At 52.5% G+C, this 24,995-nt stretch carries 23 protein-coding genes, 2 pseudogenes and 1 riboswitch; of the genes and pseudogenes, 21 read left to right on the plus strand and 4 right to left on the minus strand.

Going from position 1 to position 24,995, the window contains the following annotated elements; all coding sequences use genetic code 11:
- Positions 1–143 precede the first annotated feature (143 nt).
- From JI735_RS17570 to JI735_RS17580, 3 genes are all read left to right on the plus strand, one after another.
- Positions 144–743: a hypothetical protein gene (locus JI735_RS17570; RefSeq protein ID WP_233475935.1), complete on the plus strand. Its 600-nt coding sequence runs from the start codon at positions 144–146 to the stop codon at positions 741–743.
- Between the two features lie 372 nt (positions 744–1,115).
- Entirely contained in the window at positions 1,116–3,941 is a 2,826-nt protein-coding gene (locus JI735_RS17575; protein WP_039833513.1) for a glycoside hydrolase family 3 protein, read from the plus strand.
- A gap of 38 nt (positions 3,942–3,979) precedes the next feature.
- Positions 3,980–4,291 (plus strand): DUF5680 domain-containing protein, encoded by a 312-nt coding sequence (locus tag JI735_RS17580; RefSeq protein WP_267919289.1) that lies wholly within the window; start codon positions 3,980–3,982, stop codon positions 4,289–4,291.
- Positions 4,292–4,351: 60 nt separating this feature from the next.
- On the opposite strand, the gene JI735_RS17585 is transcribed toward JI735_RS17580, so the two are convergent.
- The 3 genes from JI735_RS17585 to JI735_RS17595 all read right to left on the minus strand — a co-directional run bounded on the left by JI735_RS17585 (position 4,352) and on the right by JI735_RS17595 (position 5,499).
- Positions 4,352–4,726, minus strand: a complete 375-nt coding sequence (locus JI735_RS17585) for a hypothetical protein (protein ID WP_202676242.1) — start codon at positions 4,724–4,726, stop codon at positions 4,352–4,354.
- A 291-nt stretch (positions 4,727–5,017) separates the two neighbouring features.
- Positions 5,018–5,278: a hypothetical protein gene (locus tag JI735_RS17590; protein WP_202676243.1), complete on the minus strand. Its 261-nt coding sequence runs from the start codon at positions 5,276–5,278 to the stop codon at positions 5,018–5,020.
- A gap of 14 nt (positions 5,279–5,292) precedes the next feature.
- A complete protein-coding gene (locus JI735_RS17595; RefSeq protein WP_085979243.1) occupies positions 5,293–5,499 on the minus strand; it encodes an AraC family transcriptional regulator in 207 nt (68 codons plus the stop codon).
- On the opposite strand from JI735_RS17595, the gene JI735_RS17600 reads away from it, so the two are divergent.
- From JI735_RS17600 to JI735_RS17655, 14 genes and pseudogenes are all read left to right on the plus strand, one after another.
- Positions 5,404–6,084 carry a beta-galactosidase trimerization domain-containing protein gene (locus JI735_RS17600; protein WP_411830131.1) on the plus strand — a complete coding sequence of 227 codons (681 nt, stop codon included), beginning with the start codon at positions 5,404–5,406 and terminating at the stop codon, positions 6,082–6,084. The genes JI735_RS17595 and JI735_RS17600 overlap by 96 nt on opposite strands.
- 224 nt (positions 6,085–6,308) lie before the next feature.
- A riboswitch (guanidine-I (ykkC/yxkD leader) is annotated at positions 6,309–6,415 on the plus strand.
- A 61-nt stretch (positions 6,416–6,476) separates the two neighbouring features.
- Positions 6,477–6,821: a DMT family transporter gene (locus JI735_RS17605; protein ID WP_051051552.1), complete on the plus strand. Its 345-nt coding sequence runs from the start codon at positions 6,477–6,479 to the stop codon at positions 6,819–6,821.
- Position 6,822: 1 nt separating this feature from the next.
- A complete protein-coding gene (locus JI735_RS17610; RefSeq protein WP_039833524.1) occupies positions 6,823–7,137 on the plus strand; it encodes a DMT family transporter in 315 nt (104 codons plus the stop codon).
- 442 nt (positions 7,138–7,579) lie between these two features.
- Positions 7,580–8,443, plus strand: a complete 864-nt coding sequence (locus tag JI735_RS17615; RefSeq protein WP_051051553.1) for an aldo/keto reductase — start codon at positions 7,580–7,582, stop codon at positions 8,441–8,443.
- A gap of 839 nt (positions 8,444–9,282) precedes the next feature.
- Positions 9,283–10,323, plus strand: coding sequence for a group II intron reverse transcriptase/maturase (gene ltrA / locus JI735_RS17620; protein WP_233475936.1), 1,041 nt, complete (start codon positions 9,283–9,285; stop codon positions 10,321–10,323).
- A gap of 638 nt (positions 10,324–10,961) precedes the next feature.
- The gene (gene ltrA / locus JI735_RS17625; protein WP_202676244.1) at positions 10,962–12,254 is read left to right on the plus strand and encodes a group II intron reverse transcriptase/maturase; all 1,293 of its coding nucleotides are present in this window, start codon (positions 10,962–10,964) and stop codon (positions 12,252–12,254) included.
- Positions 12,255–12,892: 638 nt separating this feature from the next.
- Complete coding sequence (locus JI735_RS35945) at positions 12,893–13,147, plus strand: TetR family transcriptional regulator (RefSeq protein WP_233475937.1); 255 nt, start codon at positions 12,893–12,895, stop codon at positions 13,145–13,147.
- Positions 13,132–13,719, plus strand: coding sequence for a group II intron reverse transcriptase/maturase (ltrA, locus tag JI735_RS35950; RefSeq protein ID WP_233475938.1), 588 nt, complete (start codon positions 13,132–13,134; stop codon positions 13,717–13,719). Before JI735_RS35945 ends, ltrA (JI735_RS35950) begins: the two co-directional genes overlap by 16 nt.
- 16 nt (positions 13,720–13,735) lie before the next feature.
- Positions 13,736–14,185, plus strand: coding sequence for a group II intron maturase-specific domain-containing protein (locus tag JI735_RS35955; RefSeq protein WP_233475939.1), 450 nt, complete (start codon positions 13,736–13,738; stop codon positions 14,183–14,185).
- A gap of 151 nt (positions 14,186–14,336) precedes the next feature.
- Complete coding sequence (locus tag JI735_RS17635) at positions 14,337–14,576, plus strand: hypothetical protein (RefSeq protein WP_202676245.1); 240 nt, start codon at positions 14,337–14,339, stop codon at positions 14,574–14,576.
- Positions 14,577–15,058: 482 nt separating this feature from the next.
- Positions 15,059–16,518, plus strand: a pseudogene (locus JI735_RS17640) (PTS mannitol transporter subunit IICB).
- 98 nt (positions 16,519–16,616) lie between these two features.
- A complete protein-coding gene (locus JI735_RS17645) occupies positions 16,617–18,686 on the plus strand; it encodes a BglG family transcription antiterminator (RefSeq protein ID WP_325175520.1) in 2,070 nt (689 codons plus the stop codon).
- Between the two features lie 16 nt (positions 18,687–18,702).
- A complete protein-coding gene (locus JI735_RS17650) occupies positions 18,703–19,137 on the plus strand; it encodes a PTS mannitol transporter subunit IIA (RefSeq protein WP_020432921.1) in 435 nt (144 codons plus the stop codon).
- Positions 19,137–20,282 (plus strand): mannitol-1-phosphate 5-dehydrogenase, encoded by a 1,146-nt coding sequence (locus JI735_RS17655; RefSeq protein ID WP_039838019.1) that lies wholly within the window; start codon positions 19,137–19,139, stop codon positions 20,280–20,282. The genes JI735_RS17650 and JI735_RS17655 overlap by 1 nt, the downstream gene beginning before the upstream one ends.
- Before the next feature lie 901 nt (positions 20,283–21,183).
- Here JI735_RS17655 and JI735_RS17660 read toward each other — a convergent pair.
- Positions 21,184–22,295, minus strand: a pseudogene (locus tag JI735_RS17660) (M42 family metallopeptidase).
- Positions 22,296–22,407: 112 nt separating this feature from the next.
- Between JI735_RS17660 and JI735_RS17665 the strand changes: the two are divergent.
- The 4 genes from JI735_RS17665 (at position 22,408) to spoVAE (ending at position 24,583) form a co-directional block, all read left to right on the plus strand.
- The gene (locus tag JI735_RS17665) at positions 22,408–22,578 is read left to right on the plus strand and encodes a hypothetical protein (protein ID WP_157771455.1); all 171 of its coding nucleotides are present in this window, start codon (positions 22,408–22,410) and stop codon (positions 22,576–22,578) included.
- A gap of 126 nt (positions 22,579–22,704) precedes the next feature.
- Positions 22,705–23,205: a stage V sporulation protein AC gene (spoVAC, locus tag JI735_RS17670; RefSeq protein WP_039838016.1), complete on the plus strand. Its 501-nt coding sequence runs from the start codon at positions 22,705–22,707 to the stop codon at positions 23,203–23,205.
- Positions 23,202–24,236, plus strand: coding sequence for a stage V sporulation protein AD (gene spoVAD / locus JI735_RS17675; RefSeq protein ID WP_202676246.1), 1,035 nt, complete (start codon positions 23,202–23,204; stop codon positions 24,234–24,236). Before spoVAC ends, spoVAD begins: the two co-directional genes overlap by 4 nt.
- Entirely contained in the window at positions 24,233–24,583 is a 351-nt protein-coding gene (gene spoVAE, locus JI735_RS17680; RefSeq protein WP_039838012.1) for a stage V sporulation protein AE, read from the plus strand. Before spoVAD ends, spoVAE begins: the two co-directional genes overlap by 4 nt.
- Positions 24,584–24,995: the final 412 nt, after the last annotated feature.

The raw sequence follows: 24,995 nt of genomic DNA on the forward strand, positions 1-24,995 counted from the left end.
CACGTCCCGTACTCATGGATTCATGGGTCCGGGACTTTTTTGCGTCCACGGGAAGGAGATTGCATGTTATGGGATTTCAAAAAGAACACAGCACTTGGCTCAAATATCACTTGGACCGTAGGAAAGGAGAAAGAAGGGATCGCTTGGAACGGGGACATGGTCACGGAGAGCGCATGTTTCTGGAGCAGGTATGGTGGCCGATGATGGGAACGCTACAGAACCTTCACCCCGAATATGAGGTCGTAGATTGGCGCGGGAGGCCCTATTTTGTTGATCTTGTCTGGAGGCCGGGGCAAGTGAAATTCGCGTTCGAAGTGAAGGGCTACGGCCCGCATGTGCAGAATATGGACCGTACCCGTTACCGGCAAGAGCTCAACCGGGAAACATTTCTGCAAATTGCCGGCTATCGGGTAGTTTCGATTCCCTATGATGACCTCGAAGCGAGCCCGCAGCTTATAATTTCGCTGATAAGGTCCCTGGTGGCCCCGTTTATCAGCGGGAATAACGCAATGGAGCATTTTACTCGTCTGGAGCGGGAGATGATCCGGCTTGCGGTTTCCCGGGATGGATTGATCCGCCCGGTTGACGTGGTCAAGGAGCTTGGAGTCAACCTGCGGACGGTTCGAAATATGCTGCAGGCGCTTTGTGCAAAAGGGAGGCTCAGACCTGTGCCTACGAATAGTGGCAGGAGAGTTTGCCGATATGAGGCGATTCATTCCTTCTCCGACGAACAGCTGTGGTGAAAGGGGGCTGGCTGTCATAGGTAAGTGAAACAACGGCAGAAATGCCGTTGTTGGAGCGCCCGCAGGCGTCACGCCCGGAAACAACGGCAAAAATGCCGTTGTTGAAGCGCGCGCAGGCGTCATGCCCGGAAACAACGGCAGAAATGCCGTTGTTGGAGCGCCCGCAGGCGTCATGCCCGGAAACAACGGCAGAAATGCCGTTGTTAACCCGCCCGCCTTAAATTCAGACTGAGACGCAGCTCTCCGCCCGAATCTCTAATTTTGAACTGATTTTTCTGTCAATTGTTCAGGTGTTGCTCCCGGCGGGAATCTTTTATGATAGGAAAGATAGATGAAACCGTTATCATTAAGATCAAAAGGAGTGTCTGCTCAATGGAAACCGGAACCTTTCCCTTTCAACAAATGGAATTGCAGCTGAATGAACGTGTGCAGGACCTGCTCTCCAGATTAACGCTGGACGAGAAGGTAAGCCTGATGCCCCAATACCAAGCAGCCATCGAACGTTTAGGAATAGGCGGCTATAAGCATGGTACGGAAGGGGCGCATGGCATTTCCTGGCTTGGCGCAGCCACCTCTTTTCCGCAGCCGGGCGGATTGGCCTGCACCTGGAACCCGGAGCTGCTGCAGAAGATCGGTGAAGCGATCGGGGATGAAGCCAGAGCATTTTACCGCAAAAATCCCGCAGTGAATGGCCTGACTCTGTGGGCGCCTACAGTAGATATGGAGCGCGACCCGCGCTGGGGCAGAACGGAAGAAGCTTATGGCGAGGACCCCAAGCTGACGGGCCGTCTCAGCACTTCGCTTGTGAAGGGCATTCAAGGCGACCATCCCAAGTATTTGAAAGCGGTAGCAACACTTAAGCATTTCCTCGGCAACAACAATGAGATTGACCGCGGAGTGGCTTCGTCCAGCATTGATCCGCGCAATATGCGCGAGTATTATCTGGAGGCCTTCAAGCCTGCTTTCAAGGAAGGCGGCGCGCAGTCGATGATGACGGCGTACAATTCGGTGAACGGGGTGCCGGTGATTTTGCATCCGGCGGTCATGGAGATTGTGAAGGGCGAATGGGAAATGGATGGTTTTATTGTAAGCGATGCCGGAGATTTGTTCGGGATTGTAAAAGACCACAAATATTACGAATCGTTCGCCCGGTCTATGGCAGAATCAATCAAAAACGGCATCGACAGTGTTACTGAAGAAACGGAGGAGACGATTAAGGTTATTCATCAGGCGCTGCACGAAGGTCTGCTGACTGAGGAGGATCTGGACCGCGCGCTTTTCAATACGTTCCGGGTCCGCTTCCGGCTGGGCGAGTTCGATCCTGAAGAAGGCAATCCGTACGCAGCCATAGACGATTCTGTCATTCTCAGCACGGAACACAGCAAGCTGTCCCTGGAAGCTGCGAAGCAGTCCATCGTCCTGCTGAAGAATGACAATGCGGCCCTCCCGCTCAGCACCAAAAAGTTGTCCAAGGTCGCAGTCATTGGGCCGCTGGCGGATGAAGCTTTCAGAGACTGGTACTCCGGCACTTTGGCTTATGGCGTGACTCCGCTGCAGGGTGTGACCAAGAAGCTGGCCGGGAAGCAGGTTGTTTTTGAGAGCGGGGACGACCGCATTCTTCTGACATCGGCAGCCAGCGGCAAGGCCGTGGGAATGACCGGGGAAGAAGGAAGGCTGGCGGTGCTGCATGATGTGCCGGAGCGCGGAGAACTGTTCCGCCATACGGCCTGGGGCTGGACGGCCCATACGCTGGAAGCCACCAGCCGGGGGCAATATGTTACGCTGAGCGATGCCGGCACCCTGAGAGCTTCTGCGGATGAAATCTATGGCTGGTATGTGAAGGAATCGCTGAATCTGGTGCCGGAAGACGGAGGAGCAGTCAGCCTGCGCACCTGGGATGACAAGCTGATCTCTGTTAGCGCGGAAGATGGTACTCTTCAGGCTGGTGAGCAGGATGCCAGTGCCGGAGACCGCACCTTCCATAAAAATATCGTTGTCAACGGTGTGGAAGCGGCAGTCCAGGCGGCTCAAGCCGCAGAGGTGGCAGTCGTGTTCGTCGGCAACCATCCGCTGCTGAACGGGAAGGAAGAAATCGACAGACCGGATATTGTGCTCCCGGAAGAGCAGGAACGTCTGGTCAAGGCAGTGTACGAGGCCAATCCAAATACGGTAGTAGTTATTGTAGGCAGCTACCCGATTTCCTCTACATGGATTGATGACAATATTCCGGCGGTGCTGTACACCTCCCACAGCGGACAGGAGCTGGGCAACGCGGTGGCGGATGTTCTGTTCGGTGACTATAGTCCGTCAGGCAGGCTCAATATGACCTGGTACCGTTCCGTAGATCAGCTTCCTGACCTCATGGATTACGATATTATCAAAGGCAAAAGAACCTACATGTACTTTGACGGCGAGCCGCTGTATCCGTTCGGTCATGGCCTAACCTATGCCCAGGTAGCTTACCGCAATCTGTCGCTGGCGGAGGGGGACTTGCAGCCGGATGGAATGATTAACCTGTCAGTGGAAGTTAAAAATACCAGTACGGTAGACAGCGACGAAGTGGTTCAGCTCTACATCCGCGCCTTGTCCTCCCGGGTGAAGCGTCCGCTGAAGCAGCTCAAGGGTTTCCAAAAGATTCATCTTGCCGCCGGGCAATCCCGGACGGTTGCATTCACTTTGCCGGTGGCCGAGCTGGCTTTCTGGGATGTGACGCGGGAGTTATACTGTGTGGAAACAGGTGAATACGAGATTATGATTGGCCGTTCCTCGGGCGACATTCAACTGACCGGCCGCGTGCATGTGCAGGGCGATGCTGTACCTCCGCGTAATCTGTATAGCACAGTCAAAGCCGAGAACTACGATGACTATGACAAAGTATATCTGGATGAATGCAAGGCGGGCGGCGCATCCATTCACCCGGCAGCGGACGGAGCCTGGATCGCCTTCAAGGATGTGGATTTCGCACAGGGTGCAGCGGAGTTCCAGGGCCTTGTATCCTCGGCCACAGGCGGCAGCCTGGAGATCCGGACCGGAGGTCCGGCGGGGAAATTGGCAGGTAAGCTGGAGATTCCGGCTGGCGGTGTAATTCAGGACTGGAAAAGCCAGTCCGTTCTAGTAGGCATTGATGCGGGGAAGACGGATGTTTATCTGATCTTTGGCGGCGAGGTTCTGCTGAGCCGCTTCCATTTCAGCGCGTAGAATGAAATACAGCATGGCCCTGTATATTCTGGTGATATATAGATACCTACCTAGGGGCCGAAAAGTTTGCCGGGGAAGAAGCCCTGTGGGAGGATGGCAAACCGGTCTGGGCGTTGAACTATGCTGGACGGGTGCTTGCGGATGGCTTTAGCGGCGATTTTTTGAAGGACGCTCTGCAGCATGTGCCTGAGGACAAACCCTTCAGAGGCCCAGAGACTTACCGGAGAGACGGTTTCACATACAAATGTACGGTGGATGGTGATTTCGAGTGGTTCAGCGGGTACGAGGAAATCTGGAACGGGGCAGTCAAAGTCTATGAGTGCAGGTTTCATGGCGGGTTAATTCAGTAATCTTGCCTAAAAAGAACCCGCTGTCTGCATTCCGCCAGCGGGTTCTTAAGTCTGTGAGGTTCAGTCTCCGCCACCGCCGCCACCGCCATCTCCGCCGCCGGAATCGCCACCGCCGAAGCCCCCGCTGTCGTGGCCTCCGCTATGGCCTCCGCTGTCCCAGCCGCCGTGACTGCCATGACCGCTGCCCCAGCTGCTCCCGCCGTGGCTGTGATTGTTGTGGCTGTCATTACTGTTGTTCCCGTCATGATGAGAATGTCCGGGATGATGTTTATGACTGTCTCCCGGAGTAAGGTCCGCTCCGTTTCCTGTGAAAAAGAAGCTGTCGGCGGAATTATTCCTGTATCTCCCGCTGGTACCGCGTTTGTTGTTATCCCTCAGAATGGCCTTAGCGACGATATAAACGAACACTACAACAAAAATTATGCCAATACCCAATCCGATCCCTCCTAAATTTAAGGTCACTTATCAGAATTGTACCATAATATTGCAGACATGCCTCTATCATGTGCGGAGAGTGTGGCAGAATCTGCATTACGGTTAGGTGAAAGAGTAAGGGATGGCAGGTGAGCAGTGAGGTCATTGTAAATCTACACAGACGGGTGAGGAAAAGAAACGACAGTAAACTGCAGCTTGATTGTATTTTGTGCAATAGAATCTCAATATGCTGCGGCAAAATGGCATTCTGCTGTATTTTGTGCAATTTCTTGAGTTAGGCTCCTAAAGAGCTTATTCCCAGGATTCTGCTGTATAAAGTGCAACAGAATCTGTTTTTTGTCTGATTTGGGGATAATCCGCTGCAGAAAGTGCAATAGAATCCATGCCGCAGCGCGGCACCCTAGAGAAGCAACTATAGGCGTGAGATGAATTTGCAGGATGGATTGCATTTCCACTCCAATTGAAAGGAATTGCAATAAAAGAACCCAAAGAACCCAAAGAACCCAAAGAACCCAAAGAACCCAAAGAACCCAAAGAACCAGCTACAGGCAAGTCCTTTGCAGCAATCAGGTGATCCCCCGGTCATGCCGGAACTTCTTGGGGGTAATGCCGGTATATTTCTTGAATACTTTGGTGAAATAGCTCTGGTCGTTAAAATGCAGCCGGGATATGAGGGACTGACCGAGTATAGTCTCATTATCGTTCCGGCGCTGTATGCGGTCTCCGATGAGGCACTGGAACGGCTGAATGCATACGTGAAGCAAGGCGGCCATGCCGTGTACACCTTCAAAAGCGGGTTCGCGGACGAAACCGTCAAGGTGCGTACCACCGTCCAGCCGGGCATCATCAGCGAGGCCTGCGGCATCGGCTACAGCTTGTTCGTGACGCCGCATGAGGTGCGGCTGAAGAGCGGGTATGCGGCAGTCAGCGCCGAGAACAACAGCGTGGAAACCTGGATGGAGCTGATCACGCCGACGACGGCGGAGGTGCTGCTCCGGTATGATCATCCGCACTGGGGAGAATATGCCGCAGTGACACGGAACTGTTACGGCCAGGGCAGTGCAACCTATATCGGCTGCATGACCAGCAGAGAGATGGCAGACAGCATCCTGAAAGCAGTGGTACAGGAGGCAGGGTTATGGGGAGCCGACCAGGAGCTGGCTTTTCCGCTGATCGTCAAAACAGGCATTAATCCGCAGAACCAGACGGTCCGTTATTACTTGAACTACTCTGACACTCCGCAGTCACTGGTCTATCCGCACGGCCCTGTGATAGAGCTGCAGTCGGAACGGGAAATCGCGCCGAAGGAGGAGCTTGAACTGGCTCCATGGGGGGTAGCCATTCTGTTGGAGCATTAGGCATCCAGGGCGATTGCTGAATAAGCCCCGGACATAGCGCTCAAGGAATGAGCCTTGATTAACAGTGCGGATGGAAGAGTCTATGTGATGCTGATGAAAGCTCCCCATAGCGCTGTTAATGGACACATCCGATGTAGTCCGTAGACGGGGAGGAATTTGCTCCGGAAACAAGGGTTGCCTTTCGCCCGGGAATTTGCTAACATACGTTGTAATATAATAATTCTTTTTTAGTTTTCTAGGGTTCCGCGGCGCATTTAGGCCGGCAGGTCCGAGGGAAAACGCACGGAATTATATTTCCGTGTCTACACGGAGGGATAAAAGCCCGGGAGGTATCGTCGTTGGACGATGGCCTTCCGGGTTTATTTTTTTGAATAAGAGGAGGGAATTCAAGCATGAAAAACAACAGCGCATGGTTCAAAATCGCAGGTGCCGCCTGCCTGGAGGTAGTATGGGTAATCGGACTGAAGCATGCTTCAGTTCCCTGGGAATGGCTGATTACGGGGCTGGCGCTGCTGGTCAGCTTCTATACCATAATCGCGGCGAGCAGAAAGCTGCCGGTAGGGACGGTATATTCTGTATTTGTCGGATTAGGTACAGCCGGTACTGTCCTGGCAGATATGCTCTGGTTCGGTGAACCGTTCCGGTTGATCAAGCTGGTGCTGATATTGGTGCTGCTGGCCGGAGTCATTGGATTGAAGCTGGTTACCGGAAATTTCCATTCAAAGGAGGTGTCGTAACATGGATTGGCTGATGCTGTTTGCCGCAGGCTGTTGCGAGATGCTCGGAGTGGCTATGCTCGGCAAGCTGCAGCGGGACCGGACCTGGCAGACCTTCTGTCTGTTCCTGCTGGGTTTTGGCGGCAGTCTGCTGCTGCTGTCCCAGGCGATGAAGACACTCCCGATGGGGACGGCCTATGCGGTATGGACAGGGATTGGCGCTTCCGGGGGAGCGGTGCTCGGTATGCTGCTTTATGGGGAAGGACGCGAATTACGGCGGATCATCTGCATCGTAATGATTCTCGGAGCAGCGGTCGGCCTCAAATTATTAGGCTGATTTTGCAGTGAAGGCAATGAAATGAACAGGCCCGCGCCCGCGCAGGGTGCAGCAGGGAAGAGAAGTTGGAATTTGTCCACTTAAATTGGCCCAAAAGCTATCTGCAGGGGGGATTAGTGGGAAAAAGTAAACTTAAATCAAGCGAATTCATCCAAAAGGGTGGGAACCGTCCGGATTAGTTATCCTTTTTCCAACTAGCGCTTGCGGGGAGCGGGCTAAGGGAGAATTAAGTTCACTTTTTCCAAGTAAAGGTTGTTACGGGGCAAAATTGCTGTCTTAACAAGCTGTCTGTTGCATACTTTCGGATGGTCATAGCAGGCTATGCGGCAGCAGTTTTCACGAAATGGATACCTGTACGATGTTTCGATTGAGGTAACATGGTAAGTATATATAGTAGGTATAATAAGGTAATCCAATTTAATGGTTAAGGGAGACTTTGTTCATGAACACCAATATATCCGGTACTATCACACTCAAGGACGGAACCGCCGTGACAAAAATGGGCCAGGGAACCTGGAACATGGGCGACAGCTCAGCCACGCGTGACGAAGAAATAGCTGCTCTCAGGCTGGGGGTGGAGCTGGGCATGAATCTCATTGATACCGCCGAAATGTATGGGGACGGCCGTTCCGAGGAAATGGTGGGTGAAGCCATCCGGGGCATCCGGGATCAGGTTTTTCTCGTTTCCAAGGTGCACCCGCAAAATGCCGGTCTGGACCGGATTACCCGCAGCTGTGAAGAGAGTCTGAAGCGCTTGGGGACGGATCATCTGGACTTGTACCTTCTGCACTGGCGGGGGAAAGTCCCGCTGGAAGAGACGGTGAAGGGGATGGAGCAGCTCGTAGCCTCCGGTAAAATCGCCCGCTGGGGCGTATCCAACCTCGATACCGCGGATATGAAGGAGCTGCTGCGCATTCCTGGTGGAGACCGCTGTGCTGTAAATCAGGTCCTCTATCATCTCGGCTCCCGGGGCATTGAGCATGAACTGCTGCCATGGCAGCGTACCCACAAGATCCCTGTAATGGCATACTCGCCGCTGGCCCAGGCAGGCACGCTCCGCAAAGGAGTGGCTGAGAATGAGACGGTACGCGAGATAGCAGAGAAACATGGGGCAACCCCGTTGCAGATCATGCTGGCCTGGAGCATCCGGGAAGGCGATATAATTGCCATCCCCAAAGCATCGAGCCGCAAGCATGTCACCGAAAACGCCGCAGCCGCGAAGATCCGGCTGAGCGAAGAGGAGTGCTGGAAGCTCGATGATGCTTTTCCGCAGCCGGCCTGGAAGGTGCCGCTGGATATGATTTGAGTTTGGTTATGGAGAGGCTGTCCCGGGAGTTTGGGGACGGCCTTTTTTTGGTTGGCGTGCCCAGAAGTACGCATTATCTAGTTGGTGAAAGTCCAACCAAGGGAGGGACCAAGCCACCTTTGTAGCTAGGATGCTTGCATATGGCGAAATCTGTGTGTAAAAGCGCATCGACAAAAGTATCAGTCAGAGACTGGGCGAGCAACAATCCAGGCCGCAACATCAAGTGAATCCTGCCGCGTCGTCAAAAAGGCCCTGCGAAGGGGAACAGAGGGAGCCGAGTCCCGCAACTATGGACGAAGGCCAAGGAAACTGTGCAGAACTTGGAACAGCAGTGAAGAACCCTCCGGCGTAATGGGAACGGCATGGATTGAAAGATAGTGCAGTGAACTGGGGAGACCCTCCCCCACACGGGAGAATTTTTTTTTGTAGGAACCCGTAAAGAGACGCTCTATAAGTCCAGAAGACGAAGTGAACCGTCTGTGGGAAGGGAGTCCGAGGGGCTCATAGTACCGAAGAACCTAAGGACAACATAACCTTAGGGAGGGAAGGAGCCCTGCTTTGTTTATGCTTTTGGAGGAGGTACGAGTGAGTGAATGCCAAAGGGCTAACGACACCAAAGGAAAAAGTTCAAGAACTCCAAGAAAAGCTAGGTCATGCGGCCAAGGAGAACAGCAAGCGTAAATTCCATGCCCTGTACGACAAAATCCACCGCTGGGACGTGCTGTGCGAAGCCTGGAAACGGGTGAAGGCGAATAAGGGGGCTGCAGGAGTAGATGCCGTGACGCTCGCAGATATTGAGGAACAAGGAGAAACAAGCTTCCTCAAGGCTTGCGAGAGAATTGAAAGAAGGCAACTACTATCCCCAGCCCGTACGGCGGCACTTTATCCCAAAGAAAGACGGGAAGCTAAGACCGCTGGGCATACCCACTGTTCGCGACCGAGTCATACAGATGGCAACTAAGCTGGTAATTGAACCCATCTTCGAAGCAGACTTCGAAGAAGTCTCTTACGGATTTCGTCCGAAACGAAGTGCGAAAGGAGCGTTGGAACGAATTCGGAAAGCCTGCAACCGCAAAGGGAATTGGGTAGTCGACGTCGATATCCAAGGTTACTTCGACAATATTAATCAAGAGAAGCTCATGAAATTGATACAGATGCGTATCAATGACAGGCGGATCCTGAAATTAATACGGAAGTGGCTACAGGCGGGAGTCATGGAAGAAGGAAACGTAAAGCGATCTGATTTAGGCACTCCGCAAGGTGGCGTCATTTCACCGCTGCTGGCGAATATCTACCTGCACTACTTTGACCGATTGTGGGAGAAACACGGAAGTGGATTGGGAGAGCTGACAAGGTATGCAGACGACTTTGTAGTGGTCTGCAAAACCAAAAAGGACGCCGAACATGCGTATGAACTCATACGCAGAATCATGGAACGTCTGGAACTCACCCTACACCCGACGAAAACCCGAATTGTAGGCTTGTGGACAGGAGACGAAGGGTTCGACTTTTTAGGAATGCACCACCGAAAAACGAAAGCAGAAACTTCTCAAGGGAAGGTATATTATACCACGCAACAGTGGCTAACGAAGAAGGCAGAGGAACGGATCCGAGGCGTGGTCAAAAACAGATTAGCACCGCCGAGCATGCGCTCAAGATCGTTCGCGGAACAGGTGGAATGGCTCAATCCAAAAATTCAAGGATGGAGAAATTACTACTACACGAACTATAGCCAAAAGAGGTTAACTAAGCTGGATTGGTATATTTTGCAGAGATTAACCCGGTGGTATGCGAAGAAGAGACAACGTAGAAGATGGATGAGTTCATTATCTGAGGTTAAGTATATTGCCAACATGTATGGACTGAAAACGCTATTGTGATCTGCATGCCCATGAATGACAAACATCGGAAAGCCGTATGAGGGAAAACCTCACGTACGGTTTGATGAGGAGGGGCTGGTTTAAATCCAGCCCTTTACTCTAGGCGTGCCCAGAAGTACGCATTATCTAGTTGGTGAAAGTCCAACCAAGGGAGGGACCAAGCCACCTTTGTAGCTAGGATGCTTGCATATGGCGAAATCTGTGTGTAAAAGCGCATCGACAAAAGTATCAGTCAGAGACTGGGCGAGCAACAATCCAGGCCGCAACATCAAGTGAATCCTGCCGCGTCGTCAAAAAGGCCCTGCGAAGGGGAACAGAGGGAGCCGAGTCCCGCAACTATGGACGAAGGCCAAGGAAACTGTGCAGAACTTGGAACAGCAGTGAAGAACCCTCCGGCGTAATGGGAACGGCATGGATTGAAAGATAGTGCAGTGAACTGGGGAGACCCTCCCCCACACGGGAGAATTTTTTTTTGTAGGAACCCGTAAAGAGACGCTCTATAAGTCCAGAAGACGAAGTGAACCGTCTGTGGGAAGGGAGTCCGAGGGGCTCATAGTACCGAAGAACCTAAGGACAACATAACCTTAGGGAGGGAAGGAGCCCTGCTTTGTTTATGCTTTTGGAGGAGGTACGAGTGAGTGAATGCCAAAGGGCTAACGACACCAAAGGAAAAAGTTCAAGAACTCCAAGAAAAGCTAGGTCATGCGGCCAAGGAGAACAGCAAGCGTAAATTCCATGCCCTGTACGACAAAATCCACCGCTGGGACGTGCTGTGCGAAGCCTGGAAACGGGTGAAGGCGAATAAGGGGGCTGCAGGAGTAGATGCCGTGACGCTCGCAGATATTGAGGAACAAGGAGAAACAAGCTTCCTCAAGGCTTGCGAGAGAGAATTGAAAGAAGGCAACTACTATCCCCAGCCCGTACGGCGGCACTTTATCCCAAAGAAAGACGGGAAGCTAAGACCGCTGGGCATACCCACTGTTCGCGACCGAGTCATACAGATGGCAACTAAGCTGGTAATTGAACCCATCTTCGAAGCAGACTTCGAAGAAGTCTCTTACGGATTTCGTCCGAAACGAAGTGCGAAAGGAGCGTTGGAACGAATTCGGAAAGCCTGCAACCGCAAAGGGAATTGGGTAGTCGACGTCGATATCCAAGGTTACTTCGACAATATTAATCAAGAGAAGCTCATGAAATTGATACAGATGCGTATCAATGACAGGCGGATCCTGAAATTAATACGGAAGTGGCTACAGGCGGGAGTCATGGAAGAAGGAAACGTAAAGCGATCTGATTTAGGCACTCCGCAAGGTGGCGTCATTTCACCGCTGCTGGCGAATATCTACCTGCACTACTTTGACCGATTGTGGGAGAAACACGGAAGTGGATTGGGAGAGCTGACAAGGTATGCAGACGACTTTGTAGTGGTCTGCAAAACCAAAAAGGACGCCGAACATGCGTATGAACTCATACGCAGAATCATGGAACGTCTGGAACTCACCCTACACCCGACGAAAACCCGAATTGTAGGCTTGTGGACAGGAGACGAAGGGTTCGACTTTTTAGGAATGCACCACCGAAAAACGAAAGCAGAAACTTCTCAAGGGAAGGTATATTATACCACGCAACAGTGGCTAACGAAGAAGGCAGAGGAACGGATCCGAGGCGTGGTCAAAAACAGATTAGCACCGCCGAGCATGCGCTCAAGATCGTTCGCGGAACAGGTGGAATGGCTCAATCCAAAAATTCAAGGATGGAGAAATTACTACTACACGAACTATAGCCAAAAGAGGTTAACTAAGCTGGATTGGTATATTTTGCAGAGATTAACCCGGTGGTATGCGAAGAAGAGACAACGTAGAAGATGGATGAGTTCATTATCTGAGGTTAAGTATATTGCCAACATGTATGGACTGAAAACGCTATTGTGATCTGCATGCCCATGAATGACAAACATCGGAAAGCCGTATGAGGGAAAACCTCACGTACGGTTTGATGAGGAGGGGCTGGTTTAAATCCAGCCCTTTACTCTAGGCGTGCCCAGAAGTACGCATTATCTAGTTGGTGAAAGTCCAACCAAGGGAGGGACCAAGCCACCTTTGTAGCTAGGATGCTTGCATATGGCGAAATCTGTGTGTAAAAGCGCATCGACAAAAGTATCAGTCAGAGACTGGGCGAGCAACAATCCAGGCCGCAACATCAAGTGAATCCTGCCGCGTCGTCAAAAAGGCCCTGCGAAGGGGAACAGAGGGAGCCGAGTCCCGCAACTATGGACGAAGGCCAAGGAAACTGTGCAGAACTTGGAACAGCAGTGAAGAACCCTCCGGCGTAATGGGAACGGCATGGATTGAAAGATAGTGCAGTGAACTGGGGAGACCCTCCCCCACACGGGAGAATTTTTTTTTGTAGGAACCCGTAAAGAGACGCTCTATAAGTCCAGAAGACGAAGTGAACCGTCTGTGGGAAGGGAGTCCGAGGGGCTCATAGTACCGAAGAACCTAAGGACAACATAACCTTAGGGAGGGAAGGAGCCCTGCTTTGTTTATGCTTTTGGAGGAGGTACGAGTGAGTGAATGCCAAAGGGCTAACGACACCAAAGGAAAAAGTTCAAGAACTCCAAGAAAAGCTAGGTCATGCGGCCAAGGAGAACAGCAAGCGTAAATTCCATGCCCTGTACGACAAAATCCACCGCTGGGACGTGCTGTGCGAAGCCTGGAAACGGGTGAAGGCGAATAAGGGGGCTGCAGGAGTAGATGCCGTGACGCTCGCAGATATTGAGGAACAAGGAGAAACAAGCTTCCTCAAGGCTTGCGAGAGAGATTGAAAGAAGGCAACTACTATCCCCAGCCCGTACGGCGGCACTTTATCCCAAAGAAAGACGGGAAGCTAAGACCGCTGGGCATACCCACTGTTCGCGACCGAGTCATACAGATGGCAACTAAGCTGGTAATTGAACCCATCTTCGAAGCAGACTTCGAAGAAGTCTCTTACGGATTTCGTCCGAAACGAAGTGCGAAAGGAGCGTTGGAACGAATTCGGAAAGCCTGCAACCGCAAAGGGAATTGGGTAGTCGACGTCGATATCCAAGGTTACTTCGACAATATTAATCAAGAGAAGCTCATGAAATTGATACAGATGCGTATCAATGACAGGCGGATCCTGAAATTAATACGGAAGTGGCTACAGGCGGGAGTCATGGAAGAAGGAAACGTAAAGCGATCTGATTTAGGCACTCCGCAAGGTGGCGTCATTTCACCGCTGCTGGCGAATATCTACCTGCACTACTTTGACCGATTGTGGGAGAAACACGGAAGTGGATTGGGAGAGCTGACAAGGTATGCAGACGACTTTGTAGTGGTCTGCAAAACCAAAAAAGGACGCCGAACATGCGTATGAACTCATACGCAGAATCATGGAACGTCTGGAACTCACCCTACACCCGACGAAAACCCGAATTGTAGGCTTGTGGACAGGAGACGAAGGGTTCGACTTTTTAGGAATGCACCACCGAAAAACGAAAGCAGAAACTTCTCAAGGGAAGGTATATTATACCACGCAACAGTGGCTAACGAAGAAGGCAGAGGAACGGATCCGAGGCGTGGTCAAAAACAGATTAGCACCGCCGAGCATGCGCTCAAGATCGTTCGCGGAACAGGTGGAATGGCTCAATCCAAAAATTCAAGGATGGAGAAATTACTACTACACGAACTATAGCCAAAAGAGGTTAACTAAGCTGGATTGGTATATTTTGCAGAGATTAACCCGGTGGTATGCGAAGAAGAGACAACGTAGAAGATGGATGAGTTCATTATCTGAGGTTAAGTATATTGCCAACATGTATGGACTGAAAACGCTATTGTGATCTGCATGCCCATGAATGACAAACATCGGAAAGCCGTATGAGGGAAAACCTCACGTACGGTTTGATGAGGAGGGGCTGGTTTAAATCCAGCCCTTTACTCTAGGGCGCGTCGGGGCCGGCAGAGGAGGAAACAACGGCAAAAGTACCGTTGTTGAGCGCGTCGCTAAGCTCTATCCGCTCCTGGCAGATTGCGGAAGGTGATATGCAGCTGATCAGCGGGCCGCTTGATAAGCTGGGCATCAACTATTATAACGGGACTGCTGCCCGGCATGACAGCGAAGACGGGCTAATGCAGATCAGTACGGTGAATGTGGGGATGGGCACACGGATATCGGCTGGCCGATCTATCCGCAGGGATTTTACATCGTTCTTAGCCGCATTCATGAATTGATGGAGATATTCCGGTTTTTATTACGTAGAATGGTGCATCCTATAATGACGAGCCGGTGAAGGGAGCGCGGCGGATCGGAAAAGGATGGAGAACTTTGAACGGACCTACGGCTACACGATGCGGCTTGGTCTGATCCATGTGGGTTACAAAGACACCCGCCAGAACAAGGGAGGCCAGATTTTACCAAAATACGGTTGCGAATAACGGTTTTTACATTTGAATAATGAATCTAATGGCGGAGGCCTTGCGGTAAAATGCAGGCTTCCGTTTTTGCACATTAGGCCGTTCGGAGGAGAAAAAATGCCGGTAAATAGCCCTTTGGCAGGAACTCTTAAATGTTGTCAACAATGTTCATGACGAAACCGTGTTTTCAATTTGCTGACAAAGAAAGCGCTTTGATTTACGATGTCTGCATAAGGGATAACCTTTCAAAACGCTTCAAGATGGGGCATCCCATTCACTAACATAAGGGGGCATTTTAAATGGCCACAACAGCAACAACGCAAACTTCATCCGGTGGTGTAAGGGTGAAGGTCCAACAATTCGGCCGCATGCTCAGCGGTATGGTTATGCCGAACATCGGCGCTTTTATCGCCTGGGGGTTAATTACGGCTTTATTTATTCCGACCGGCTGGTTACCCAATAAAGATCTGGCAATGCTGGTTGACCCAATGATCAAGTTCCTGCTGCCGCTGCTTATCGGTTATACAGGCGGGCAGATGGTCAACGGGAAGCGCGGCGGTGTCATCGGGGCGATTGCGACCATGGGGGTTATCGTCGGATCAGACATTCCAATGTTCCTTGGAGCCATGATTGCCGGGCCTTTGGCGGGCTGGGTGCTGAGACTCTTCGACCGTGCAGTTGAAGGGAAAATCAAGGCAGGCTTTGAAATGCTGGTCAACAACTTCTCGCTCGGGATTATCGGCGGTATTTTGACGCTGGGAGCCTACAAAGGGATCGGGCCGCTGGTTCAGGGGCTGACCAATATTTTGTCTAACGGTGTTGAATTTCTTGTCAATCACAACCTGCTGCCGCTGGTTAACATCATTATCGAGCCGGCAAAGGTATTGTTCCTGAACAATGCGATCAACCACGGAATTCTGAGTCCCATCGCTGCTGAAGAATCGGCGCGGATCGGGAAATCCATCCTGTTCATGCTGGAATCCAACCCGGGTCCAGGTCTTGGTATCCTGCTTGCTTACTGGCTGGTTGGCAAAGGTTCGGCCAAATCCTCCGCACCTGGTGCGGTGATCATTCACTTCCTGGGGGTATCCATGAAATTTACTTCCCGTATATCCTGATGAATCCGCGTCTGATTCTGGCAGTCATCGGCGGCGGTGTAAGCGGTACCTTTACCTTCCAGCTTCTTGGAGCGGGACTCACTTCTTCGCCATCTCCGGGCAGTATCTTCGCTTACCTTGCCATGACGCCTAAGGGCGGTTATGGACCGATGTTCGCCGGTGTTATTGTAGCAACCGTTGTTTCCTTCCTGCTCGCTGCGCTTCTGCTTAAGACCAGCAGCAAGAACAACGAGGATGACGTGGATCTGGAAGAAGCTTCTGCAAAAATGCGTGAAATGAAAGCTGCCGGTACTGCGGCTAACAACACAAATGCAACGACAGCAAATGTAATCACTCCTAATGTAGCAGCCAACGTACGCAACAAAGGAGATGTCAACAAGATCGTCTTTGCTTGTGACGCAGGTATGGGCTCCAGTGCAATGGGCGCTTCCGTTCTGCGGAAGAAGCTGCAGAATGCAGGCGTCAACATCACGGTTGTGAACGCTGCAGTCAGTGAAATCCCTGTGGATGCTGACATTGTAGTCACCCAGAAAACACTGACGGACCGGGCGATTGCCAGCAATCCGAACGCAGAGCATATCTCGATAGACAACTTCCTGAAGAGCCCGAAATATGACGAGCTGGTGGAACGTTTGAAGTAAGGAAAGCAGGGCCAATCTGTATTCAGCTAAATTAGGAGACAAACGCTGGCCCTCAGACAAGGCCAGCGTTTATCTCCAGTTAAGGCGAGGGTTCGCAGATGATGAAAAAAATTACCGCAAGACAGCGCCAGATTCTATGGATTCTCTTGGGTGTGAAGGAAGAGATCACTGCTGCAGAAATCGCCGAGTCGACCGGGGTAAGCGTGCGGACGGTTCACCGGGAGATGGAGGATATTGAGCGGCTGCTGGGGGATTTCGGGCTTGATCTGATCAGGAAATCGGGAAAAGGCATCGCCTTGAGCGGATCTGAGGCCGCTCTTGCGGAGCTGCGTCTGTTTTTGCGGGAAGAAAAGCCTGCGGAATACTCCGGGGAGGACCGCAAAATTTATGAGCTTTGCACGCTGCTGGAAGCCGAAGAACCGGTGAAGCTGTTCACGCTGGCCCATTCGCTCAAGGTAACGGTGGCGACGATCAGCTATGACCTGGATGAGCTGGAGCCGTGGGTCCGCAAATTCGGTCTGGAGCTGGTCCGAAGGCGGGGGTACGGTGTTGAGATTACAGGTCAGGAAGCCGACAAGCGCCGGGCCATCTGCCGGCTGGCCGCTGAGTATCTGGACCTGTCCGATCTGGTAGGACATACGCCGCGGACCGAGAGCAACCCGGTTTTCCGCCTTTTGCTGACTACCGTAGGCAAAGTAAGCCTGATGACTGTGGAGAGCATACTGTGGGACATGGAATGGAAGTGGACCGCGGAGCTTCCCGAAATCGTCTACATGGAAATGCTGCTGGGTCTGGCTGTGACCACCCGGCGGATCGAGATCGGCCGGGGGATCAACAGCGGCGAAGAAGCCGGATTCTCCCGGGTATCCGATCACCGCAGCATTGCCGGAGCGGAGCAGTTCGCGAAGCGGCTGGAAGCGGCACTCGGACAGGAGTTTGCCCGCGCGGAGATTCTCTACATGGCCGGATTGTTCGACCGGGTACAGGAGTCGTTCTCCTCAAGCGGCGTCGCTTACGGCGATATGGAGCTGATGGAGATCGTATACAGGCTGACAGAGAGTGTGGCGAAGCGCACGGGGCTGCCTTTTGAGCGGGACCGTTCGCTGCGTGAAGGGTTGCTGGAGCATATGGACCCGGCGCTGAAGCGGATCCGGGAAGGCACGCGTATCCGTAATCCGCTGCTTGGGCCCATCCGCAAGGATTATGATTATTTATTCAACATTGTCCGCGCGGCTGCCCAGGATATCCAGCTGGAGCTGACGATTCCGGACGAAGAGATCGGTTTTCTGGTCATGCATTTTGGCGCATCCATGGAGAGGCTGAACCAGCTGAAGCGAAGTGTCCGGGCAATTCTGGTCTGTGCCAGCGGCCTCAGCTCCTCCAGGCTGCTCGCCACAAGGCTGGCCAAGGAAATGCCGCAGATTGAGGTGCTCGGCAACATCTCCTGGTATGAGGCCGCGCGTCTGCCCGGTACGGATTATGATCTGATTATTTCTACGATTGACCTGCCGATCGACAAGGAACGCTATATCAAAATCAGCCCCCTGCTTACAGGGGAAGAAATAGAGAAGCTGCTGAAATATATCCAAAATATCACGCTGAAGAGCCGGGAACCGGCTTCACCCGGCGAGTCTGATCAGCCGGTCCGTGAGGAAGCCGCGCTGGACCGGCTGAAGAGCTACAAGGGAATTTTGGATGAGGCGGTCAGCCTGCTGGAGCGGTTCCGCTTCCACCCGCTGGACAATACCGGCTTGTCCTTATCCCGTACGCTGGCCGGAATGCTGGAGCTTTTGAATGGCAGCGGTGTGGTCGGTGACGCCGGTATCGTGCTGGAGCGCCTGCTGGAGCGGGAGCGGATGGCCAGCCAGGTGATTCCGGATACAGGGCTTGCGCTGTTCCACACCCGGAGCAGCCATGTCCATATGTCCTCCTTGACACTGTACCGGCTGAGTCAGCCGGTGCTATTGGAGGGCGGAACCGAGGTCCGCGTTATTTTGCTGATGCTGGCTCCGCGCAGGCTGTCCAGGGAGAGTCTGGAGGTGCTCAGCGAGATCAGCGCCCTGCTGCTGAATTCGGAGCTGGTCAAACTGCTGGAGGAACGGACAGAGCCCGAGATCAGGCGGTATTTATCGTCGGAGCTGCTTCATTTTTTTGAAAATAAAATGTGAAAGTGAGAGGAACCATATGAGTATACTGTCTGAAAATAAAGTGATTATGAACGGTGCCGCCAAAGATAAATACGAAGCGATCACTATGGCTGGAAAGCTGCTTGTCGATGCTGGACATGTAACAGAGGAATATGTGCCCAAGATGCTGGAGCGCGAAGAGGTGGTGTCCACCTATATGGGCGGAGGGCTGGCGATACCCCATGGCACCAAGGAAGCCAGACCTTTTATCAAATCCACCGGGCTGTCGGTAATCCGTTTTCCGGACGGTGTGGATTTTGGCGGGGATGAGCCGGCTTTTGTGGTCATTGGCATTGCAGCCGCCGGAGACGGGCATATGGAAGTGCTGACGAATGTGGCGATGATTTTTACGGAAGACGATGCGATTGAACGGGTGATGAATGCCCCTACCCCGGCTGATGTCATTGCAATCTTCGAAGGAGGACTGGAGTAATGAAAGCGGTCCATTTCGGTGCGGGCAATATCGGCAGAGGTTTTATCGGCTTGCTGCTGTCGCAGGCAGGGTATGAGGTATGCTTCGTAGATGTTAATGAGGCTTTTGTATCCCAGCTTCAGGAGCGGAAGGAATATCCGGTGACATTGGCCAGCGAAGGCCAGGAAACCGTGATCGTCAAAAATGTGACTGCGCTGAGCAGCGTGACCCATGCGGAGGAAGTGGCGGCGTCCATTGCTGAAGCTGATCTGGTCACAACGGCTGTCGGAGTGACCATCCTTAAGCATATTGCCGGTGTGGTTGCGGAAGGCATCCGCAGACGGGTGGCAGTCTCCTCCGCTCCGCTGCATGTCATTGCCTGCGAAAATGCCATCGGCGGCAGCGCCCAGCTCAAAGAGCTGGTGTATGCCAAGCTGGACGGGGAGTCCCGCTCCAAAGCGGATGACTCCGTTGCTTTTCCGAATGCGGCTGTGGACCGGATTGTGCCGCTGCAGCAGCATGAGGATATCCTGAAGGTAGTGGTGGAGCCATTCTACGAATGGGTTATTGACTCCTCGCAGATGATTCCCGGATATGTGCCTGTAGCGGGGGTTCATTATGTGGACAATCTTGAGCCATACATTGAGCGCAAACTGTTCACGGTGAACACGGGACACTGCTCGGCTGCCTATCTGGGCTACCTGCGGGGCTATGAGACGATCCAGCAGGCCATGGCCGATGAAGCCCTGACTGCACAGGTGCGTGAAGTGCTGGAGGAAACCGGTGCAGTGCTGATTCAGAAGCATGGCTTCAATAAGGCGCAGCACAGCAAGTATATCGACAAAATCCTGGAACGCTTCCGCAACCCGGCGCTGACGGATGAAGTGTCCCGTGTCGGCCGCTCGCCGCTGCGCAAGCTGTCCCCGAATGACCGCCTGGTCTCTCCGGCATTGCAAGCGTATGACAGAGGACTGGGCTATGCGGCCCTGACCCGTTCCATGGCGGGAGCCTTGCTGTTTGATGTGCAGGATGATCCTGAAGCTCTTGAGCTTCAGGCTGCGATTGCAGAGTTAGGCGCCGAAGCCGCTGTAACAAAATACACAGGTATTGCTGCAGACCATGCGGTGCACCAGTCCGTAATGTCGGAGTATGGTAAATTGAAATAAAGGGCAGGCAAGCAGCCACGGCTGCGCCGTCCTTTTGAAGGGAGTATGCCTCCGTTAGCGGCGATGCTCCAAATAGCCTTACATGTACCGTTTCGCGGGAAGTAAATGGGCACTTTAAAGGTGAAAACATATAAAGTGGTTTATTTTGAGACAGGGTTCTGCGCTTTAATCAGCTCGCATCGGCTGAAGCGCAGAACCTTTTTATTATTGCGGTTTGAGGTAATACTCTAACAATAAAATTCTAAATTGTAATTATACGATTAATGTTACAGTTGAAGGTAAATTGAGCGGATTTAAGATTGGCCTAACCAATTAAGCGATCTGTCTAAGCAATCTGTCCTGACTCAAACGGGCTAACTGTACTTCCTACAATTAAAAGAGCAAATAACCAACTGATTTTAACTTTAAATGTATTTGATGCAATTAAAAATCGCAGATGCTTCCTTATCGATTGAATGTGGAGTAAATAACTGCACTGACTGCAGTTAAATCTGCTTCAGCGCTTAATTATGAGTTTTTAGTTGTAGGAAATGCAGTTAAGGTGGAAAACTGCCGGTCTCGCTGCCTGGCTTTTCTTACTCTGTTCTACATCATAATTATCAGCCTGATCGACTATGCCGCCGCTTTTGCCAGATGGCTTCAGTAAGCAAGCAGGCCCGCCATGTTCATTTCATCCTCACCCTGAACCGGCTTTCACCGATCGGGCTGAGGTGCGTTCGCGAAACTGATTGATCTTTATCCATAAAAAACGGGCTGGCCGGGAAAGCTATTCCTGGTCAGCCCGTTGTGCAATTAATGAACACTGTCCCTTTCAGGCGAGTGGGAGAGCCGGTTCAGCACTCTATTAGGCTGCAGACTTTCCGGTTCAGCCGGTTCCCTATTAAGCTGCAGATTCTCCAGTCTAGCTGTTCTCAAGTATGGTGTGCAGTGTTGTGCGGTCCAGCCCTTCCACCAGCTTGATCAGCAGCTCTTTGGCAGCCGCGTAATCATCGCTGTGAATGATGGAGGAAGCGGTATGGATATAGCGTGAACAGATACCGATGACAGCAGACGGCACGCCGATTCCGCTGACATGCACCTGACCGGCATCTGTGCCTCCCTGCGAGACAAAATACTGGTATTTGATCTTATGGGTATCCGCCATATCCTGTACATACTCGATTAATCCCCGGTGTGTAATCATCGTCGGATCGTAGATGCGCAGCAGCGCACCCTGGCCCAGCTGGCCAAAAGCCTGGCGGTCGCCGGTCATATCAGCGGCGGCGCTGGCATCGAGGGCGAAGTAAATATCCGGCTGCAGCAGATTGGCTGCGGTACGCGCACCGCGCAGTCCTGCTTCTTCCTGTACGGTTGCCCCGGCGAAGACTGTGTTCGGCAATTTCTTGCTGTGCAGCGCCTGAACCAGCTCAATCGCCAGACCTACGCCATAACGGTTGTCCCAGGCCTTGGCCATAATTTTCTTGGGATTAGCCAGCGGAGTGAACGGGCAGACCGGGACGATCTGCTGCCCTGGAGCTACTCCGAAGCTTTGCGCCTCTTCACGGCTGTCTGCACCGATATCGATGTACATTTTACGGATGTCGCCTGGCTGCTTCCGTTCTTCCTCGCTCTGCAGGTGGATCGGAGTGCTGCCGACAACGCCGGTGAGTGTGCCTTTGGGGTGATAATCTGCAGCCGCTGTGAGGCGACCGCCGAGGCCAGCCAGCCGCCCAGCGGCTGGAAACGGATCATCCCCTTATCGGTAATGCCTGTAACCATAAAGCCCACTTCGTCGAAATGCCCGGCAACCATGATTTTGGGCCCGTTCTCTTCCCCGCGCAGCACGCCGAACAGGCTGCCAAGCCGGTCCTGTACGAACTCGCCGGTATAGGGTGCCAGTGCATCCTTGACATAGGCGCGCAATTCGCGTTCAAAGCCGGGGGCTGCGGGGAATTCAGTCAGTGTTTTGAACAGATCAAGTGTTTCTGGATTCATTGTGCATATCGCTCCTTTACTGTCATCTAGTATGAACATTGCAGCTCGAATTGTCCATGACTGGAGGGCAAAATGAACACCCGGCACTACTGCTGCGAATACTATGCAATAATGGCTCTGCAGGCAGGGGCCGGGAAAGGAAGCGAAGCGGATGAGGGTGGCAGGAAGCGTTCCCCGGGCATGGCCCCACAGTGTATCCGGCAGGCAGGGCGCCCGCAGAATACGCCGGAGATACAGCCCGCGTTATATTGCTGAGCGCCAAGCTGTGCTTGTCTTGATTCTGTTCATCGTGCTGGTCATTGTGCTGCTGTATTTTACCTGAAACTGGCGGGACATAACGGAACGGCAAATGGCGAACAATAAGGAAAAACTTCTAAACGAAGGGAGAGGCCTGAGTCTTACGGGCGCAGGACTCTCTTTCGCATCCTTTTTACGGAGGTGTCCCGATTTGCCGGCAAAAACCAGAAAATCAGGGGTTAAGCTGAAGCTTGACACTCTGACCCCGAACGATTATGAAAAATTGTCCAAGCCTTACGTTCCGTCCCGTCCGGTGTTCAAAAACTGTATCCGCGCTTTCCTCTCGGGCGGTTTGATCTGTCTGATTGGACAAGGCATTCAGGAGGCATTTATGGCAGGCTTTGATATGACTTCAAAGGAAGCTGCCAGCCCGACTGTTGCCATACTGATCTTAATCTCCGTGATTCTAACAAGCTTTGGCGTATATGACAAGCTTGCGCAATGGTGCGGTGCAGGCACGGCAGTTCCTGTCACGGGGTTCGCCAACAGCATGTGCTCCGCAGCGCTTGAGCACCGGGCGGAAGGACTTGTGCTAGGGGTAGGAGCCAACATGTTCAAGCTGGCAGGATCTGTTATTGTGTTCGGGGTAGTCGCCGCATTTGTCGTAGGCGTAATCTATGCCATTTTGGGCTTTGGAGGTGGACACCTATGAAGCAGCTTGGGAGCCAGACGTGGCAGTATACAACCCGTCCGGTTATTCTCGGCTCCTCTGCAGTTGTTGGCCCAGAGGAAGGGGAGGGGCCTCTGACTTCAGATTTTGATTTTATTTATGATTCGCTGAAAATGGGCGAGAAAACATGGGAGAAAGCCGAGCGCGCCCTTTTCGAAAAAGCCTCCAAGCTGGCACTCATCAATGCTTCGCTGGAGCAGGAACAACTGGAATTTTTCGTCGGGGGCGATCTGATGAATCAGATTATCAGCAGTTCCTTTGCGGCGAGACAGCTGGGTGTGCCTTACCTGGGAGTATTCGGAGCCTGTTCCACTTCTATGGAGAGTTTAGCCATTGCCTCAATGATCGTGGATTCCGGCGGCGGCAAATATGCACTGGCGGGAACGTCCAGCCATAACTGTACGGTCGAGAAGCAGTTCCGCTATCCCACGGAATACGGCTCGCAAAAGCCTCCAACCGCCCAATACACCGTTACAGGCTCAGGCTGTGCGGTTATCGGCCGGGATGACGGCACGTCAGCAGGGCCGCATGTCGTTATGGCAACGATGGGCCGCATAATGGACCTGGGCCTCAAGGACCCTTTTAATATGGGGGCTGCTATGGCTCCGGCCGCTGCCGATACGATTACCGCGCATTTCCGCGACACTGCCCTTTCGCCCGGGTATTATGATCTGATTGTTACCGGAGACCTTGCCAGCGTAGGGCTGCCGATTGCCAAGGATTTGCTGGCCAAGGAAGGCATCCCCATGGAACAGACGGAATTCAATGACTGCGGCCTGCTGATCTATGATCTGGACAAGCAGAAATATGTAATCGCCGGGGGCAGCGGCTGTGGCTGCTCTGCAACGGTAACCTACGGGCATATCCTCAAGCGGATGAAAAAAGGAGAGCTGAAGCGGGTGCTGGTTGTAGCCACCGGCGCACTGCTCTCGCCGCTGTCTTACCAGCAGGGAGAGACGATTCCGTGTGTAGCCCATGCCGTAGCCCTGGAGATGGGGGGTGATGAAGCATGATCTATTTATGGGCCTTCCTGGTTGGGGGTGCCATCTGTGTCATCGGCCAGCTGTTGATGGATGTGCTTGGGCTGACACCCGCCCATACCATGAGTACGCTTGTGGTGGCCGGAGCTGCCGCTGATGCCTTTGGCATATACGATCCGCTCGTAAAATTTGCCGGTGCCGGGGCGAGTGTGCCGATTACCAGCTTCGGGAATTCCCTGGTGCACGGGGCGTTAACCGAGCTGGAACGGGATGGCTGGATTGGAGTCGTTACCGGCATATTTGATGTAACCAGTGCAGGGATATCGTCCGCCATTGTATTCTCTTTCCTGGCCGCACTCGTTGTGCGCCCGAAGGGCTAGCAAATTTTTTTATCTTAAAGGCCGCCAATTGGCGGCTTTTTATGTCGCTTAGGAAATTATACAATGCTAAGCAAAGTGGATATCTATGAAGCTTCAGATGAATAGGGAGGTGCAGGCTGAATAAGCTCCATCGGAGGAATTAGCGGACAGAGGAGACTTTATTTTGCCAAAAAGTTTGCTTACCTGACGGATACGGACTCATGAGCCGTTATTTTGTTTATTCGAGGCTGAAATGAGGGGGATCGGACAAATAGCGGCATCTCAGTCCGCATAACCTGCTGAACCGCCTGAATCGGCAGAATAAAGGCTCTCCTGTCCGCACAGCTGCGGCGATCCCGAAGAGGCCAAATGACGCTAGTTTTGCCTATTGAAAACCTCAAATTTTTTTCCAAAAGAATAGTTAGGATTAGGG

It is taken from the genome of Paenibacillus sonchi (genome assembly GCF_016772475.1).
Taxonomy (GTDB): domain Bacteria; phylum Bacillota; class Bacilli; order Paenibacillales; family Paenibacillaceae; genus Paenibacillus_AQ; species Paenibacillus_AQ sonchi.

Excerpts from the sequence above, each read along its gene's own strand:
- JI735_RS17575 (WP_039833513.1), top strand. The coding sequence starts at position 1,116 with ATGGAAACCGGAACCTTTCCCTTTCAACAAATGGAATTGCAGCTGAAT.
- JI735_RS17595 (WP_085979243.1), bottom strand. The coding sequence starts at position 5,499 with ATGGCCGCCTTGCTTCACGTATGCATTCAGCCGTTCCAGTGCCTCATC.
- JI735_RS17605 (WP_051051552.1), top strand. The coding sequence starts at position 6,477 with ATGAAAAACAACAGCGCATGGTTCAAAATCGCAGGTGCCGCCTGCCTG.
- JI735_RS17610 (WP_039833524.1), top strand. The coding sequence starts at position 6,823 with ATGGATTGGCTGATGCTGTTTGCCGCAGGCTGTTGCGAGATGCTCGGA.
- JI735_RS17615 (WP_051051553.1), top strand. The coding sequence starts at position 7,580 with ATGAACACCAATATATCCGGTACTATCACACTCAAGGACGGAACCGCC.
- JI735_RS35955 (WP_233475939.1), top strand. The coding sequence starts at position 13,736 with ATGGAACGTCTGGAACTCACCCTACACCCGACGAAAACCCGAATTGTA.
- JI735_RS17645 (WP_325175520.1), top strand. The coding sequence starts at position 16,617 with ATGATGAAAAAAATTACCGCAAGACAGCGCCAGATTCTATGGATTCTC.
- JI735_RS17650 (WP_020432921.1), top strand. The coding sequence starts at position 18,703 with ATGAGTATACTGTCTGAAAATAAAGTGATTATGAACGGTGCCGCCAAA.
- JI735_RS17655 (WP_039838019.1), top strand. The coding sequence starts at position 19,137 with ATGAAAGCGGTCCATTTCGGTGCGGGCAATATCGGCAGAGGTTTTATC.
- JI735_RS17665 (WP_157771455.1), top strand. The coding sequence starts at position 22,408 with ATGAGGGTGGCAGGAAGCGTTCCCCGGGCATGGCCCCACAGTGTATCC.
- spoVAD (WP_202676246.1), top strand. The coding sequence starts at position 23,202 with ATGAAGCAGCTTGGGAGCCAGACGTGGCAGTATACAACCCGTCCGGTT.
- spoVAE (WP_039838012.1), top strand. The coding sequence starts at position 24,233 with ATGATCTATTTATGGGCCTTCCTGGTTGGGGGTGCCATCTGTGTCATC.